Here is a 15095-nt window from a genome sequence, read left to right as displayed (position 1 = left end):
GCAGGAATGGCGGCAGCGGCGTAGCACCCGCCGCTGCCCCGTACAATGGCCGGGCTTTATGCAAAAGTCATCATACAACCAGCTGGTTTTTGTATGTTGACATTACTCTTTGTCAATCTACCAATGGGTTAGCCTGGGAGAAGCGAAGTGGCTGCATTGACTGATCCGGACCTGCTGTTCGCGCCGGAAACGCGAACGCTGGCTCGCGCCCTTCATGCAGGGGTCAAGGACCTGCCGATCGTCAGCCCGCATGGCCACACGGACCCGCGCTGGTATGCGCTCAACAAACCCTTTCCCGACCCGGCGCAGCTCCTGATCGTGCCGGACCACTACATCTTCCGCATGCTGTTCAGCCAGGGCGTTCGGTTGGAAGAACTCGGCGTGCCGACGCTCGACGGTGCACCGGTCGAGACCGACGGCCGAACGATCTGGCGCCGCTTTGCCGAGCATTACTATCTCTTCCGCGGCACGCCGACCCGGCTCTGGCTCGACCATGTGTTCGAGCATCTGTTCGGCATCGACGAGCCGCTGAACGCCAGCACCGCCGATCGGTGCTACGACACGATCGCGGCGTTGCTTCAGCGCGCCGACTATCGGCCGCGGGCGCTGTTCGAGCGCTTCAACATCGAGGTGATCGCCACCACCGAAGGGGCGCTCGACGATCTCAAATGGCATCGGATGATCCGTGACAGCGGTTGGCAGGGCCGCGTCGTTACCGCCTACCGGCCGGACGCCGTGGTCGATCCCGACTTCGAAGGGTTTCTAGCCAATCTCGATCGCCTGGGCGAAATCACCGGATGCCACACCGGCACATGGGCCGGCTATCTCGAGGCGCACCGAAAGCGCCGCGCCTATTTCAAGGAATTCGGCGCCACCTCGTCCGATCACGGCCATCCGACCGCCGACACCGCCAATCTTTCCGACACGGCGGCGCAGGAGCTGTTCGACAGCATCCGCCGCGGTTCGGAGGACGAGCGCGAGCGAAAACTGTTCCGCGCCCAGATGCTGACCGAGATGGCCAAGATGAGTCGCGACGATGGGCTGGTAATGCAGATCCATCCCGGGTCGTGGCGCAATCATTCGCCGGCTGTTTTCCAGAAATTCGGCCGCGACAAGGGCTTCGATATCCTGACCCGGACCGACTATGTGACGGCGCTGAAGCCGCTGCTCGACTGCGTCGGGCTGGAGCGAGACCTGACGATCATCCTGTTCACGCTCGACGAGACGAGCTATGCGCACGAGCTGGCGCCGCTCGCCGGCGTCTATCCGGCGCTGAAGCTTGGGCCGGCCTGGTGGTTCCACGACAGCCCGGAAGGCATGCGCCGCTTCCGCGAAATGACCACCGAGATGGCGGGCTTCTACAATACGGTCGGCTTCAACGACGACACGCGCGCCTTTCCATCGATCCCGGCGCGCCACGACGTCGCGCGGCGTGTCGACTGCGCCTTCCTGGCGCGGCTCGTCGCCGAACATCGGCTGCGCGAGGAGGAAGCGCATGAGCTGGCGCGCGAGCTTGCCTACACGCTTGCCAAGAAGGCGTACCGGCTCTGAGGCGGTCGCCAGGATTTGAGAGGCATGAAGTTCCGCGTCATCCAGTCCGACGTCTTGGTCGAACATGGTCGGCAAGATCACGGTCTGGGAAGCCATGCGCTCGATCTGGCCGTTCTACGGCGCGGGTATCGTGGTTCTGGCGCTGGTGACGTATATTCCCGCTATCTCGCTGTGGTTGCCAAGTGTCTTCAAGTAGGCGTCCTCAAATAGGGCGTTCAGATAGGAGTGCGACGGTGGCCGGGCCCACGACGGATCTCAGGGTCGAACGGAAGCCGAAGCTGTCGGAAACGGTGGTCGCGGCGATCCGCAAGCAGCTGTTGGCGGGCGAGATCCCGCCCGGGCACAAGCTGCCGACCGAGGGGCAGCTCACGGAAACCTTCGGCGTCAGCCGCACCGTCATTCGCGAGGCGCTGGCAAAGCTTGCCGCCGACGGTCTCGTCGAGGCGCGGCAGGGCGCCGGCGTCTTCGTAACCGAACACATCTCCACCACGCTCGGCGTTTTAGCCGCCGATATGGGCGCCAAGGATTCGATCGCGCTCAACGTGCTCGAGGTCCGGCTGGCGATCGAGATCGAATCGGCCGGCCTTGCCGCCATCCGCCGCAACGCGGCGCAAGAGGCGGCAATCCAGGAGGCTTTCTTCGAGTTCGAGCGGCTCCTGCTCGCCAGTCAGCCGACCGGTCCGGCGGATATCGCCTTCCATAGGGCAATCGCCAGCGCCACAAATAACCCGCTCTATGTCGAGATGCTCGACGTGCTCGGCCGCCGCGCCATTCCCTGCGACGTAACCTCGCCCTGGTCGGCCGAGCTCGTCCAGGCCGACGAGTACCAGCGTGGCCTGCAACGGGAGCATCTGGTGATCCTCAATGAGATTTCGGCGGGCGACGCCGAAGCCGCGCGCGAGGCGATGCGGGCACATCTCACCTCGAGCCAGCAGCGCTACCGCGAGCGCCTGCAGGCGCGGCAGGCCTATTACGCAAAGTCCGTGGCGGCTGCGTCGACCGGATAATCATTCGAGCAAGGTAGAGATGGACCAGACACACACCGGCGCTTTCAACTGGGCCACGGCCGGCGACAATGTCGACTATACCGAGGTCGACCAGGTGACGATGGACCAGCTCAAGTGAGCGATCTTTTCGCCTTCAGCCTTGCGGGAAAACGCATCCTCGTCACCGGCGCCAACACCGGCATCGGCCAAGGCATTGCCGTGTCGGTCGCGCGCGCCGGCGGCGCCGTCATCGGCGTCGGGCGCTCGGCGATGGATGAAACCGCGGAGAAGATCGCGGCCATTGGTGGCCAGTTCGAAACCGTGGCCGCCGATCTCGGCGATCCTGCCGCGGCTGCCGTCATGCTCGACCGGATATGGGACGAGAAGGGACCGCTCGACGGCTTGGTCAACAATGCCGGCATCATACGGCGCGCCGACGCGGTCGATCTGACCGAAGCCGACTGGGACGAGGTGATGGACATCAATTTGAAGACGGTCTTCCGGCTTTGCCAGAGTTTTGCCAGACGCGTGCTGGCCGAGCCCGGGCGGCGCGGCAAGATCGTCAATATAGGCTCGGTGCTGAGCTTCCAGGGCGGCATCCGCGTCGCCTCCTACACCGCTTCGAAACATGGTGTGCTTGGCCTCACGAGGCTGCTCGCCTGCGAATGGGCGGCGAAAGGCATCAACGTCAACGGCATCGCACCGGGCTATATCCAAACCAACAACACCGAAGCCTTGCGCGCCGACCCCGACCGCAGCGCCGCCATCCTCGGACGCATTCCCGCGGGGCGCTGGGGCCGGCCGGGCGACATCGGCGACGCGGCCGTTTTCCTGCTCGCGCCCGCGTCGGACTACATGCATGGCGCGGTGATGCCGGTGGACGGCGGCTGGCTGGCGCGGTGACCATTCTGCCAATTTCGAACGGAAGCTAAGCGATGATGCCTCTCTTTTCACATGCCGGCGAAAAAGCCTGGGAGCCGACGCCCGACGGCAACAGACGGCGCGTGCTGGTGCACACGGCCGAACTGATGATGGTCGAATTCGCCTTCAAAAAGGGCGGCCTCGGCGCGCTGCATTCGCATCCGCACGTCCAGGCAAGCTATGTCGCCGAAGGCCGCTTCGAAGTCACCATCGACGACAAGTCAGAGATCCTGGCAGCGGGAAGCAGCTTCATCGTGCCGTCCAACCTGGTGCACGGCGTCAGGGCGCTGGAAGCGGGGCGGCTGGTCGACAGTTTTGCGCCTTATCCGGCCGACTTCCTATAGCGATATTCCTGTTGCCAAAGAAAAACCCGCGCCGTGAGGCGCGGGTTTGTTGCCTGGGCGCAGGTGGCGCCGCCGCGGTACTCAAACATTGCCGCAGGACGACAACGGTGCCGCAACATGGTGAAGATAGGTTTAACGAAGAGGACTGGCACTCTGCCGGCATATCGGCCAAAGAGACGGCGCGCCGCAGCTTTGGCAACGGATGAACTAAGCCGGCGGGAGCGGAAGTCGGAAATGGACGTCGCACGAAAATCAGAAGCCTTTTTGCGCAAGGCCATCAGGCGGCCGATCAGAGAGGTTCGGCGCTTGGCGCTGGATGTGAAGCGGCTGTGGCGGCTTTGGTTTGCTGGACGCTCGGCGCCTTACAAGAAGATATTCATTGCCGGTTGCGCGCGCAGCGGCACGACGCTGACCCAGCGCCTGATGAGGTGTTTCGAGGACACCTTCGTCCATCGAGCCGAAGCGAAATACACCCAGCTGGATATGTTGGACCGCTCCGAATCCAACCTTGTCGTCAAGCGCACGGATCGGGGTCATATGCATCTGGCGAAATTGCCCGCCGCCATTGGCCTGATCTATTGCGTTCGCCATCCTTTCGACGTGCTCACCAGCTCGCATCCGGAAAGCAGGGCGGAGCGCCGGTTCCATGTCACCTCCGAACGCTGGCTGGCCGAGTACGAGGCCTTGCTGCGGCTGAGAAAGGCGCAGCCGGAGCGCGCGATCGTCTATGTCCGCTACGAGGACATGATCGCTCGGCCGGACGAGGTCCAGGAGAGGATCGCGCGAGCATTTGACCTCAGGCCGCGTATCCGCTTCAGCGAGGATGCCGGCAACCCGATACGGGCAACATCGCTCAAGAAGTGGGAACGGAACGAGGAATACCTTGCCTATCTCAAAGCCCTGCCCGCCGCCTTCCTCGCCCGGCTGAGAGGGTTCTGTGACGAGTTCGGCTATGACATGCCGGAGTGGGCAAACGCATGACGTCGATGCTCGGCCTTTCAGCCGAACGGCGAGGACCGTTGATTACGCCCGATATGCTGCCGGGCGATGAGGGAGCCAGCATAAACGGCCCATCGCTGGTGAGGATGCCGGCGTGGGCGACCGGCCGGCTCGCAACGTATCACCTCTATTTCGCGCATCACAACGGCACCCACATCCGCCTAGCCTATTCAGATACACTGCAAGGCCCTTGGCGCGTTCACCCGGGCGGCGTGCTTTCGCTTGGCAAGTGTCCTTTTCTGAGGGATCACATCGCCTCTCCCGACGTGCATGTCGACGAGCAGACCCGACGCATCGTCATGTATTTTCACGGCCCTGAGCGACATGGCCGCGAGCAGACGACCTTTGCGGCGACATCGGTCGACGGCCTTTACTTCAACCCCAGTCCCCAGGCGCTAGGGCCGTTCTATGCGCGGATCTTTTGGCACGACGGCTGGTGGTATGGGCTTTTCGGCACCGGCAGCATCAGGCTTCGCCGTTCGATCGATGGTCTTTCCGGTTTCGAGGAAGGGCCGGTCGTGCTGCCGGGCTCGGGCCGGGTCCGGCCACGGCATGTGGCAGTGCAGAAGAACGGGGATTTGCTGATTGTCTATTATACGCGCAAGGGCGACGCGCCGGAGCGCGTGATTTACGGCAGCATCGATCTTTCCAAGGACTGGCGGCGCTGGGTCGTGCGCGGCAGGACCGAATTGCTGAGACCCGGCACCGACTACGAGGGCTCCGGCCTGCCGGTTCGCCGCAGCAAGGCGGGCGTGGCAAGAAGCAAGGAGAACGGGCTGCGCGATCCGGCCATTTTCGAGGAGGATGGCCGGACCTGGCTGCTCTATGCCATCGCGGGCGAGAGCGGCATCGCGCTGGCCGAAATCCGACCGGGGGAACTGCGGGCTGCCGGGCTGCGAAGATCGATTGCGGATCTATGGAGCCGGCTCGGAGTCTGACGCGCCCTGCCTTTGCTAACCTCGGCTCAGTGGACACTGCCGACCGCCTTGCCCTGCCATCTCAGTATCGCCGGGTTGCGGCGCAGGGAGGAGCCGACACCTCCGGCAGAGACGGCGGCATCGCCAGGCAAAAACGGCGGACAGCGCGGGTTGCGATGGCGTTCGGGCGATCCGCGCCTTAAGAACGTGACCTCAGCCGAAACCGGGAATCACTCTCAATGCAAAACGCGATGGCGGGGCGGGCATCGGTGTCGGGCATTGCGGCGGAGGGACGCGATCCGAAGCGTCGCGTGCTGAAGGACGTGTTCGGCTTCGACGATTTTCGGCCCGGTCAGGCCGACGTGATAGAGACGCTGCTGTGCGGCCGCCACGTGCTGGCGGTCATGCCGACCGGCGCCGGCAAGTCGCTCTGCTACCAGGTTCCGGCGCTGGTCCTTGGCGGGCTCACCATCGTCGTCTCGCCGCTGGTGGCGCTGATGCAGGACCAGGTCGCGGCGCTGCGGCTCGCCGGCGTCGCCGCCGATACGATCAACTCCTCGCTCGATCGCGATGCCAATGTCGCGGCGTGGCGCCGCGTCGCCTCGGGCCAGACGCGTCTGCTCTATCTGGCGCCGGAGCGGCTGATGACCGAGCGGATGCTCGACGCGTTGGCCAGGCTCGACATCCGGCTGATCGCCGTCGACGAGGCGCATTGCATCTCGCAATGGGGGCCAGCCTTTCGGCGCGAATATGAGGACCTTGCGCGGCTGCGGGACCTCTTTCCGAAAGTGCCGATGATCGCGCTGACCGCGACCGCGGACGAAACGACGCGCACCGACATTTCGGCGCGGCTGTTTGCCGAGCGTGTCGACACGCTGGTGCTGGGCTTCGACCGGCCGAACATCAAGCTTGCCATCGAGCCGAAGCAGGACAGCAAGCGCCAGCTGCTGCGTTTCGTCGAACGCCATGCGGGACAGAGCGGCATCGTTTATTGCCTGTCGCGCAGGAAGACAGAGGAGATGGCGGCCTTCCTCGAAAAGAACGGCGTCACCGCGCTCGCTTACCATGCCGGCATGAGCAAGGAGGGGCGGGACGCGAACCAAAACGCTTTCATGACGCTGTCCGGCGTGGTCATGGTGGCGACCATCGCCTTCGGCATGGGCATCGACAAGCCGGACGTCGCCTATGTCTTCCACACCGACCTGCCGGCGAGCCTCGAGGCCTATTACCAGGAGATCGGCCGTGCTGGCCGCGACGGGCGGCCGGCCGAGGCGCATATGCTCTACGGCCTCGGCGACATCCGCACGCGGCGCCTGTTCATCGACGACGAGGATGCCTCGCCGGAGCACAGGCGGCGCTCGCATGGCCGGCTGGACACGCTGATCGGCTATTGTGAGACGGCGCAATGCCGGCGCCAGGTCCTGCTTGGCTATTTCGGCGAAGGCGCCTCGCCTTGCGGCAATTGTGACAACTGCCTCAGCCAGGCGCCGCGCGCGGACGGAAGCATCGAGGCGCGCATCATCCTTTCGGCCGTCGCGCAAACCGGCGAGCGGTTCGGGGCCTCGCACATCGTCGACATCCTGCTCGGCCACGAGACCGAGAAAGTGCTGGCCCGAGGTCATCAAAGGCTTGCCAGCTTCGGCACCGGCGCGGCGCACAAGCGACCCGCGTGGCTGTCGCTGATCCGCCAGCTTGTGGCGGGCGGGTACCTGGTGCCGGACCCGGACGGCTATGGCGGCCTTGCCATTTCCGAGAGCGGCCGCGCGCTCGGGCGCGGCGAGATCGCCTTCGAGTATCGCGTCGAGACGCGGCACCGTTCCCTGCGCGACAAGGCGCGTTCGGCCCAGGCAGCGGCGGACGCCGAAGACCTGGACGCCGCGCTGCTCGCCACGCTCAAGGCGCTGCGGCTGCGCCTGGCGAAGGAACGCCAAGTCCCGGCCTATGTCGTTTTCTCCGATCGCACGCTGATCGCCATGGCCGAGCGCTGCCCGCGCGACCTCGCTGCCTTCGCCGAGGTGAACGGTGTCGGCGAAGCCAAGCTCAAGGAATTCGGCGAGGTCTTCTTGAGCGCGATTGCGGAGCATCAATCCGGCGGATCAGGTTGAGGCAAAATCGGCCGGCGCATCACGCTCGTCCGGCCCAACCTACAAACCGGATCACGCATTCAAACGATGATTGCCCGCAGCCGACGCGCAACGCCCGCTCTCAAGTTGCGCCCTGGATGGCCCCGACCATGGTTCTCACAGCGTCCAAGGGCTGCAAGCCGGCCTCGCGCACCAGCGTGCACGCTGGCGCTCATGCTCGGCCGGTCATTTTCGGGCGATGGTGCCGCGGCCCTGCGGGCGCTCGTTGCGCATCGCCGAAGGTGAGCCGTTGAAATGTGAACGGCGCCGATCGGTGGTTCCGCGCCGTTCCTGTGGAAACATTCCTGTTGCAATCTTCGAGGCAAACAGCTCGAATAAAGTCTTTCCGGGGGAACAAGAATTGTGAACAAGGGTGTGGTACGGCTTATTCCAAAGCCGAGGGCCTCAATATTCATCTGTGGTTGCGGTCATACCGGGTCGACCTTGCTCGCCCGGATATTGGCAGCGCATCCGGATGTCTTCAGTGTTCCGCGGGAGACAAGCGCTTTCGTCTCGGACAAAGGCGCCAGATGGACTAAGCTAAGCTTGCTTTTGCTTGAGGCGGCGATTTCGCGCCGGAGCGTCTGGGTCGAGAAAACCCCCGGGCATATTCATTACACCCGTCAGATACGCGAGACGATCCCGGACGCCCGTTTCATTGTGGTGACGCGCGATGGCCGTGATGTCGTGGCATCGCTCGGGCAGCGCTACGAGGGCGATTTCGACAGAGCTTTCCAAAGGTGGGTCGCCGACAGCAGGGCCTCGATGCTCTGCATCGAGAGGGGCGGGGCCATGTTGTGGCGCTACGAGGACTTTATCGAGTCGCCTGCGCTCTCCATCGAACGGCTATGCCGCTTCATGGATGTGGCCTTCGATGCTGCCATCCTGGACTATCACCGGCATCCGGTCGTGTGGGGAAGGGCAAGAAGAGTTCGCACGGCGCATTCGGCTCGCCGTTCGACGCAGGTCAACCAACCGATCACCGACTACAGGGGCGGCTGGCGATCGAAGCTGCCTGCGGAATTCGCCTCGCGTTTCGAGGCAGGTGAGGCCCAGGAGCTGATGACCTATTTCGGATATCGCTGAGGGCGACTGTCGCGCTCCTTCGCCAAGGCTTCGGAGGCTATCTCGCTCGCTCTTAAGGGATTTGAGGCTTGTACTGCGAAAGCGCGCAGCTCGAAGCAGGATGGCGGAGAGGGAGGGATTCGAACCCCCGATACCCTTGCGAGTATGCCGCATTTCGAGTGCGGTGCATTCGACCACTCTGCCACCTCTCCGCGAGGTCATGGTCGGCCGTTGCCGGCGCGGCGCACTAGATAACGGCTGACCGCCGCAGTTACAAGGCCCTAGTCGACCGATTTCCCGCTTCTTGAAAAAGCGTCGGCGAGGCGACGGACCGGCGCGCGGCCCGCGGCATGCTCAGGAGCAAGGGCCGCTCGCCTTGACTTCCTTGCGACCTTCGGTTAGGGACAGCCCGCATCCGGCGTGGGGCTTCTCCGCGCCGCTTGTTTTTGAACCCGCAGACTGACAAAAAGACGGCCGAACCGCCTGAAGCGGTTCATCGAGGCCGACCGAACAGCGAAAGGCAAAAAATGTTCGCAGTCATCAAAACGGGCGGCAAGCAGTATCGCGTCGCCGCCAACGATCTGCTCAAGATCGAGAAAGTCGAAGCCAAGGTCGGCGAGATCGTCGAGATCGGCACTGTTCTCGCGCATGGCGAGGGTGAGAATGTCACCTTCGGCGCGCCGTTCGTCGATGGCGCTCTGGTCACGGCGGAAGTCGTCGAGCAGGGCAAGAACCGCACCGTCATCGCTTTCAAGAAGCGCCGCCGCCAGAATTCGCGCCGCAAGATCGGCCACCGCCAGCTTCTGACCACCGTCCGGATCTCCGAGATCCTGCTGGGCGGCGCCAAGCCGTCGAAGAAGGCCACCGCCAAGGCTGAGGCCAAGGCGCCCGAAGCCAAGGCAGACGTCGCCGCCGAGGCGAAGGCCGAAGCCGCTCCGAAGGAGGCCAAGGCCAAGAAGGAAGCCAAGGCAGAGGCCGCCCCCAAGGAAGCTCCCGCCAGCGAAGAGGCCAAGGCCGCGCCGCTGTTCAAGGCACCGAAGGGCGAGCCGGACGATTTGACCGTGATCAAGGGCATCGGTCCCGTCGCGGCGAAGGATCTCGCCGAGCAGGGCATCGTCACCTTTGCGCAGCTGGCCAAGCTGACCGAGAAGGATGTCGCCAAGATCGACGAGCACATGCCGTTCAGCGCCGACCAGATCAAGGATTGGCGCGAGCAGGCCAAGGAGCTGGCGAAAAAGAAGTAAGGACGGTCGGCGATAATCGTCGCCGGTACGCACTTGAAACGGAACGCGAACGCGTTCATAAGACCATTCAAGCGCCTCAGGGCGCATCGGAGTTAGTTAGATGGCACACAAGAAAGCTGGCGGTTCGTCGCGCAACGGTCGCGATTCGCACTCCAAGCGTCTCGGCGTGAAAAAGTTCGGTGGCGAAGCCGTCGTCGCCGGCAACATCATCATTCGTCAGCGCGGCACGCAATGGCATCCGGGCACCAACGTTGGCATGGGCACGGACCACACCCTTTTTGCGCTCGAAGCCGGCGCAGTCACCTTCAACAAAAAAGCCAACGGCCGAACCTACGTCTCGGTAAACCCGATCACCAAAGCAGCGGAGTAGCCGGTTCCGCACCATAACACCGGCGCCCATCTCGGGAACCGGTGTCTGGCCAGGCCAGGAAAAGGATCAGGAGAGATGGGCTTCCATCTCTCCTTTTTCATTTTTCTTTGCCCTGGAGGACTAAAATGGTTGCCGAAGCGGAAGACACCGAAGACGAAAGTTACGCGATCGATTGCCCGGTGCTCGCCACCGAGCGCCTGGTCATGCGCGCTCCGCGCGAGAGCGATCTCGCGCAACTCGTCGCTCTGGCCGACAACCGTCACGTCGCCGAAATGCTGGCCCGCATGCCGCATCCTTACGGCGAAGCCGAGGCCCGCGCCTTCCTCGCCATGGCCTCGTCGCGCCGCGCCGGCATCGCCTATGCGCTGACGCTCGCCGGCACCGGCACTTTCGTCGGCTGCGCGGGGTTGAATACCACCGATCGCGGGCTGGAGCTGGGCTACTGGATCGGCGAGCCTTACTGGAAGCGCGGCTATGCGACCGAGGCGGCGCACGCGCTGGTCGACCTTGCCTTCCAGAAGACCTCGATCCAGGTGCTGCATGCCTCGACCAGGGTCATCAATCCGGCATCGCGCCGCGTCATCCACAAGTGCGGCTTTCAGTATGCCGGCCAGGGCATGCTGAACTCGATCGTCGCCGGCCAGGTGCCGGTCGAGCGCTACCGGCTGGACCGCAAGACCTGGACGAGCCTGCGCAACTGGGTGCACTTCTAGGCATGTTGAAATTCAGGTGAAGCCGGCCTGCAAATGACGGTTTCCTGCGCTTCCGGTGCTCGCGTACTTTCAGTACGCTCCGCTCCGGTTCTCGGAAGCCGTCATTTTCGGCTCAGCCTGACCTGAATAGCAACACGCCTAGGCGTCGGCGCTCAAAGACGACTCAGCCCAATTCGACCCAGACCGGCAGGTGGTCCGATCCGCGCGCCTGCCGGTCGGCCCACAGGCGCTTCAGCGAGCCGGCGAGCGAAGCGCTGGTGAAGACGTAGTCGATGCATTTGTGGCGGCCCGCATCGTTGGGACGATTGGGGTCGATCCAGGTGAAGAGGCCGGAAACCTCCAGGCGCTGGGCGACATCGACGGCGAGATCGGCGGTGAGAGGCATGCCGAATTCATGGTCCGGACGTCCGGCGAGTTCGACATATTCGGGCGATCCGGGCAGCATGTTGAAGTCGCCCATGACGATGAAGGCTTCCGGATAGGGCAGGTCCGGCAGGCCGATTTCGGGAATGCCGGAAAGGCCGCCGCCTTCCAGCGCGTAGTTGAGCAGGCGCTGGCGCAGGAAACGGATCTGGCTCTGACGCTCGACGGGGCTGCGGTGGTCGAGATGGGTGGAATAGAAGCGGATGAAGCCGAGCGGCGTCTCGATCAGCGCCTCCAGCGCGCCGCGCTGGAAGTTCATCCGCTCCAGGCTGCGGCTGCGCGGCAGAAGGAGATTACGCGACAGATGAATGGGCGTCTTCGACAGCACCATATTGCCGAGCTGGAAGGTGCGGGTGACGGCGCGGCCGGCATCCAGGCGCGAGCCGATATTGACCTCGAAATTGCTGGCATAGGCGACAAAATAGTCCGGCAGCGCTTCGCCGATCTCGGCCACCATGTCGCGGTCGCCGTTGCGCGGGTTGTTGCGGGTGACTTCCTGCAGGGCGATGACATCGGCGCCGCGCACCGCGTCGGCGATGCGGCCGACATCGTATTTGCCGTCGAGGCCGATGCCATACTGGATGTTGTAAGTGACAAGCTTCATTCGCGCCTCCCGGTCTCGCCCGCGAACAGTGCTACCGCGCCCCTGGCTAAAGTGCATCCGGCGCTTTAGTTGCAAACGGGCCTCGCCCTTGGCTCCACCTTGGTTTAGAGCAATCCCGCAAGCGCAATAGCAGAAACCTGAAAATCCGATGAAATTCCTCGACCAAGCCCGAGTTTACATCCGGTCCGGCGACGGTGGTGCCGGATCGATGTCGTTCCGCCGCGAGAAATTCATCGAGTTCGGCGGTCCGGACGGCGGCGACGGTGGCCGAGGCGGCGATGTCTGGATCGAAGCCGTCGATGGCTTGAACACACTGATCGACTACCGTTACCAGCAGCATTTCAAGGCCAAGACCGGCATGCACGGCATGGGCCGCAACATGACGGGCGCCAAGGGCGCCGACGCGACGCTGAAAGTGCCGGCCGGCACCCAGGTATTCGCCGAGGACAATGAGACGCTGATCTGCGATTTAACCGAGGTCGGCCAACGCTTTCTGCTCGCCAAGGGCGGCAATGGCGGCTTCGGCAACCAGCATTTCAAGACCTCGACCAACCAGGCGCCGCGCCGCGCCAATCCCGGCCAGCCGGGCGAGGAGTTGAGCATCTGGCTGCGGCTCAAGCTGATCGCCGATGCCGGCCTCGTCGGCCTGCCCAACGCCGGCAAGTCGACCTTCCTTGCGGCCGTCACCGCCGCCAAGCCGAAGATCGCCGACTATCCCTTCACCACGCTCTATCCGGGCCTCGGCGTCGCCCGCATCGACGGCCGCGAGTTCGTGCTGGCTGACATCCCCGGCCTGATCGAGGGCGCGCATGAGGGCGTCGGCATCGGCGACCGCTTCCTCGGCCATGTCGAGCGCACGCGCGTCCTGCTGCATCTCGTCTCGGCGCAGGAGGAAAATCCCGGCAAGGCCTACAAGACCGTGCGCGCCGAGCTCGCAGCCTATGGCCATGGGCTGGCCGACAAACCTGAGATCGTCGCCCTCAGCCAGGTCGACATACTCGACGCGGACGCCCGCAAGAAGAAGGCTGCCTCGCTGAAACGCGCCGTCGGCCGCGCGCCGATGCTGTTGTCAGCCGTCACCGGCGAAGGCGTCGAGGCTGTGCAGCGCGCGCTGATGGCGGTGGTCACCGAGGCACGCGATGCCGTTCCCGCTCCAGTCGATACGCGCTGGCGGCAAAACCCATGAAATCGCTGAAATCATACCGGCGCATAACCGTGAAGATCGGCTCGGCGCTGCTCGTCGACCGCGCGACCGGCTTGAAGCGCGATTGGCTGACCTCTTTAGCCGAGGACATCGCGGTGCTCGCCAATGCCGGCGCGGAGGTGCTCGTCGTCTCCTCGGGCGCCATTGCGCTCGGCCGCACCATTCTCGGGCTCGGCAAACGCGCGCTGAAGCTCGAGGAAAGCCAGGCGGCGGCGGCCGTCGGCCAGATCGCGCTTGCGGGCGCCTGGTCGGATGCGCTGGGCAGGGACGGGCTCAAATCCGGGCAGATTCTGTTGACCCTCGGCGATACCGAGGAGCGCCGCCGCTACCTCAACGCCCGCGCAACGATCTCGACCTTGCTCAAGATGAAGGCGGTGCCGGTCATCAACGAGAACGACACGGTCGCGACCTCCGAAATCCGTTATGGCGACAACGACCGGCTGGCGGCGCGGGTGGCGACGATGATGGGCGCCGATCTTCTGGTGCTGCTTTCCGACATCGACGGACTCTATACGGCGCCGCCGGCCAAGGACCCGCAAGCCAAGTTCATTCCGGTGGTCGACCGCATCACGCCGGACATCGAGGCGATGGCGGGCGCCGCCGCTTCGGAACTCTCGCGCGGCGGCATGCGGACCAAGCTCGACGCGGGCAAGATCGCCAACGCCGCCGGCACCGCGATGATCATCACCGCCGGCACGCGCCTGTCGCCGCTGATGGCGATCGAGCGCGGCGAGCGCGCCACTTTCTTCAACCCCAGCGCCAACCCGGTGAAGGGCTACAAGACCTGGATCGCGGGACAGTTGGAGCCGGCCGGGCGGCTCACCGTCGATGCCGGCGCTGTCGGCGCGCTGAAATCGGGCAAGTCGCTGCTGCCGGCCGGCGTCAAGCTCGTCAGCGGCAATTTCTCGCGCGGCGACACGGTGGCGATCCTGTCGCCCGAGGGCCGCGAGATCGCGCGCGGGCTGGTTGCCTATGATGCCGCCGATGCCGTAAGGATCGCGGGTTTGAAGACGGCCGAGATCGAAAATGTGCTCGGCTACGAGGCTCGCTCGGCGATGATCCATCGCGACGACCTTGTGGTAAGCGGCGCCGCCAACTGAGACGCGGTCCATTGATTTATGGTCGCTACTTCTCGGGCTTCGGTGGCCATTGGGGTGGATTGCGGTATCTCTCCTGAAATTCTCGCTGCATTTTCACAAGCTCACTGCAACCGCCCATCTCGGTTTCAATGGCGGCCTTGGCTTGTCGATCTACTTCGGCCTGAGGGAGATCGCTCCCGCCTTCTGATAGCATCTCGCGGACGAGTTCGGCGGTTGTCGTTATCTTCGACCCGCCTTCGTCCAGCGTTTTCTTGAATTTCGCCTCGAGTCGTGCGCGCGGACCGCACCCGTGGGCCTCCTCAACAACGACAAAGATTTGGGAAAGCGGCATCGGTGGTGCGCCGCAATAGCGCTCGGCGAGTCCGATGGAGAATATGGAACTCATCATGGTCATAGCCTTGCCATCGGGGCTTTCGCCGGGTTCGATCTTGTCGTCGCAGTAATCGGCCGCGCGCAGCCCGGTCGGCACGAACATCGCGCCCAGAACAACGAGGATTATGGCGCCCTTCATGCTGCCTCCCCCAACTTTGC

Annotated in this window: 16 protein-coding genes and 1 tRNA gene; 14 read left to right on the top strand and 3 right to left on the bottom strand. The window is 64.1% G+C overall.

Annotated elements, in window-relative coordinates; translation table 11 throughout:
- The first annotated feature begins 147 nt into the window (after window positions 1-147).
- The 9 genes from uxaC to EOA49_RS06505 all read left to right on the top strand — a co-directional run bounded on the left by uxaC (window position 148) and on the right by EOA49_RS06505 (window position 8927).
- Window positions 148-1551, top strand: a complete 1404-nt coding sequence (gene uxaC / locus EOA49_RS06545; RefSeq protein ID WP_127239263.1) for a glucuronate isomerase — start codon at window positions 148-150, stop codon at window positions 1549-1551.
- A 64-nt stretch (window positions 1552-1615) separates the two neighbouring features.
- Window positions 1616-1747: a hypothetical protein gene (locus EOA49_RS33930; protein ID WP_278052899.1), complete on the top strand. Its 132-nt coding sequence runs from the start codon at window positions 1616-1618 to the stop codon at window positions 1745-1747.
- Window positions 1748-1784: 37 nt separating this feature from the next.
- Entirely contained in the window at window positions 1785-2558 is a 774-nt protein-coding gene (locus EOA49_RS06540; protein WP_127239264.1) for a FadR/GntR family transcriptional regulator, read from the top strand.
- A 114-nt stretch (window positions 2559-2672) separates the two neighbouring features.
- Window positions 2673-3440 carry a 2-dehydro-3-deoxy-D-gluconate 5-dehydrogenase KduD gene (gene kduD / locus EOA49_RS06535; RefSeq protein ID WP_127239265.1) on the top strand — a complete coding sequence of 256 codons (768 nt, stop codon included), beginning with the start codon at window positions 2673-2675 and terminating at the stop codon, window positions 3438-3440.
- 32 nt (window positions 3441-3472) lie between these two features.
- Complete coding sequence (locus EOA49_RS06530; RefSeq protein WP_127239266.1) at window positions 3473-3802, top strand: cupin domain-containing protein; 330 nt, start codon at window positions 3473-3475, stop codon at window positions 3800-3802.
- A 234-nt stretch (window positions 3803-4036) separates the two neighbouring features.
- A complete protein-coding gene (locus EOA49_RS06525; RefSeq protein WP_127239267.1) occupies window positions 4037-4783 on the top strand; it encodes a sulfotransferase in 747 nt (248 codons plus the stop codon).
- On the top strand, window positions 4780-5739 hold the full coding sequence (locus tag EOA49_RS06520) for a hypothetical protein (RefSeq protein WP_127239268.1): 960 nt from the start codon (window positions 4780-4782) through the stop codon (window positions 5737-5739). Before EOA49_RS06525 ends, EOA49_RS06520 begins: the two co-directional genes overlap by 4 nt.
- A gap of 218 nt (window positions 5740-5957) precedes the next feature.
- A complete protein-coding gene (recQ, locus tag EOA49_RS06510; protein ID WP_245460554.1) occupies window positions 5958-7823 on the top strand; it encodes a DNA helicase RecQ in 1866 nt (621 codons plus the stop codon).
- Between the two features lie 381 nt (window positions 7824-8204).
- Window positions 8205-8927: a sulfotransferase gene (locus EOA49_RS06505; RefSeq protein WP_164746618.1), complete on the top strand. Its 723-nt coding sequence runs from the start codon at window positions 8205-8207 to the stop codon at window positions 8925-8927.
- Window positions 8928-9028: 101 nt separating this feature from the next.
- Here the strand turns inward: EOA49_RS06505 and EOA49_RS06500 are convergent.
- Window positions 9029-9118: transfer RNA gene (locus EOA49_RS06500), tRNA-Ser, on the bottom strand.
- Between the two features lie 315 nt (window positions 9119-9433).
- Between EOA49_RS06500 and rplU the strand changes: the two genes are divergently transcribed.
- The 3 genes from rplU to EOA49_RS06485 all read left to right on the top strand — a co-directional run bounded on the left by rplU (window position 9434) and on the right by EOA49_RS06485 (window position 11233).
- Complete coding sequence (gene rplU, locus EOA49_RS06495; RefSeq protein WP_067001574.1) at window positions 9434-10150, top strand: 50S ribosomal protein L21; 717 nt, start codon at window positions 9434-9436, stop codon at window positions 10148-10150.
- Between the two features lie 100 nt (window positions 10151-10250).
- Window positions 10251-10520 carry a 50S ribosomal protein L27 gene (rpmA, locus tag EOA49_RS06490; protein ID WP_040991608.1) on the top strand — a complete coding sequence of 90 codons (270 nt, stop codon included), beginning with the start codon at window positions 10251-10253 and terminating at the stop codon, window positions 10518-10520.
- 125 nt (window positions 10521-10645) lie between these two features.
- The gene (locus tag EOA49_RS06485; RefSeq protein ID WP_067001577.1) at window positions 10646-11233 is read left to right on the top strand and encodes a GNAT family protein; all 588 of its coding nucleotides are present in this window, start codon (window positions 10646-10648) and stop codon (window positions 11231-11233) included.
- Window positions 11234-11396: 163 nt separating this feature from the next.
- Here EOA49_RS06485 and EOA49_RS06480 read toward each other — a convergent pair whose 3' ends face one another.
- Window positions 11397-12260 carry an endonuclease/exonuclease/phosphatase family protein gene (locus EOA49_RS06480; protein WP_095824117.1) on the bottom strand — a complete coding sequence of 288 codons (864 nt, stop codon included), beginning with the start codon at window positions 12258-12260 and terminating at the stop codon, window positions 11397-11399.
- 148 nt (window positions 12261-12408) lie between these two features.
- Between EOA49_RS06480 and obgE the strand changes: the two genes are divergently transcribed.
- Entirely contained in the window at window positions 12409-13446 is a 1038-nt protein-coding gene (gene obgE / locus EOA49_RS06475) for a GTPase ObgE (RefSeq protein WP_095799729.1), read from the top strand.
- Window positions 13443-14564, top strand: a complete 1122-nt coding sequence (proB, locus tag EOA49_RS06470) for a glutamate 5-kinase (protein ID WP_095799730.1) — start codon at window positions 13443-13445, stop codon at window positions 14562-14564. The genes obgE and proB overlap by 4 nt, the downstream gene beginning before the upstream one ends.
- Window positions 14565-14589: 25 nt before the next feature.
- On the opposite strand, the gene EOA49_RS06465 is transcribed toward proB, so the two are convergent.
- Window positions 14590-15075, bottom strand: a complete 486-nt coding sequence (locus EOA49_RS06465) for a hypothetical protein (RefSeq protein ID WP_095799731.1) — start codon at window positions 15073-15075, stop codon at window positions 14590-14592.
- Window positions 15076-15095 lie beyond the last annotated feature (20 nt).

This window comes from Mesorhizobium sp. M1A.F.Ca.IN.020.04.1.1 (genome assembly GCF_003997315.1).
Taxonomy (GTDB): domain Bacteria; phylum Pseudomonadota; class Alphaproteobacteria; order Rhizobiales; family Rhizobiaceae; genus Mesorhizobium.
This window is presented reverse-complemented; position numbering and strand designations above follow the sequence as displayed.

Bases quoted from the DNA above. Each gene is read 5' to 3' on its own strand.
- EOA49_RS33930 (WP_278052899.1), top strand. From the start codon at position 1,616: ATGGTCGGCAAGATCACGGTCTGGGAAGCCATGCGCTCGATCTGGCCG.
- EOA49_RS06530 (WP_127239266.1), top strand. From the start codon at position 3,473: ATGATGCCTCTCTTTTCACATGCCGGCGAAAAAGCCTGGGAGCCGACG.
- EOA49_RS06525 (WP_127239267.1), top strand. From the start codon at position 4,037: ATGGACGTCGCACGAAAATCAGAAGCCTTTTTGCGCAAGGCCATCAGG.
- EOA49_RS06520 (WP_127239268.1), top strand. From the start codon at position 4,780: ATGACGTCGATGCTCGGCCTTTCAGCCGAACGGCGAGGACCGTTGATT.
- recQ (WP_245460554.1), top strand. From the start codon at position 5,958: ATGCAAAACGCGATGGCGGGGCGGGCATCGGTGTCGGGCATTGCGGCG.
- rplU (WP_067001574.1), top strand. From the start codon at position 9,434: ATGTTCGCAGTCATCAAAACGGGCGGCAAGCAGTATCGCGTCGCCGCC.
- rpmA (WP_040991608.1), top strand. From the start codon at position 10,251: ATGGCACACAAGAAAGCTGGCGGTTCGTCGCGCAACGGTCGCGATTCG.
- EOA49_RS06485 (WP_067001577.1), top strand. From the start codon at position 10,646: ATGGTTGCCGAAGCGGAAGACACCGAAGACGAAAGTTACGCGATCGAT.
- EOA49_RS06480 (WP_095824117.1), bottom strand. From the start codon at position 12,260: ATGAAGCTTGTCACTTACAACATCCAGTATGGCATCGGCCTCGACGGC.
- obgE (WP_095799729.1), top strand. From the start codon at position 12,409: ATGAAATTCCTCGACCAAGCCCGAGTTTACATCCGGTCCGGCGACGGT.
- proB (WP_095799730.1), top strand. From the start codon at position 13,443: ATGAAATCGCTGAAATCATACCGGCGCATAACCGTGAAGATCGGCTCG.
- EOA49_RS06465 (WP_095799731.1), bottom strand. From the start codon at position 15,075: ATGAAGGGCGCCATAATCCTCGTTGTTCTGGGCGCGATGTTCGTGCCG.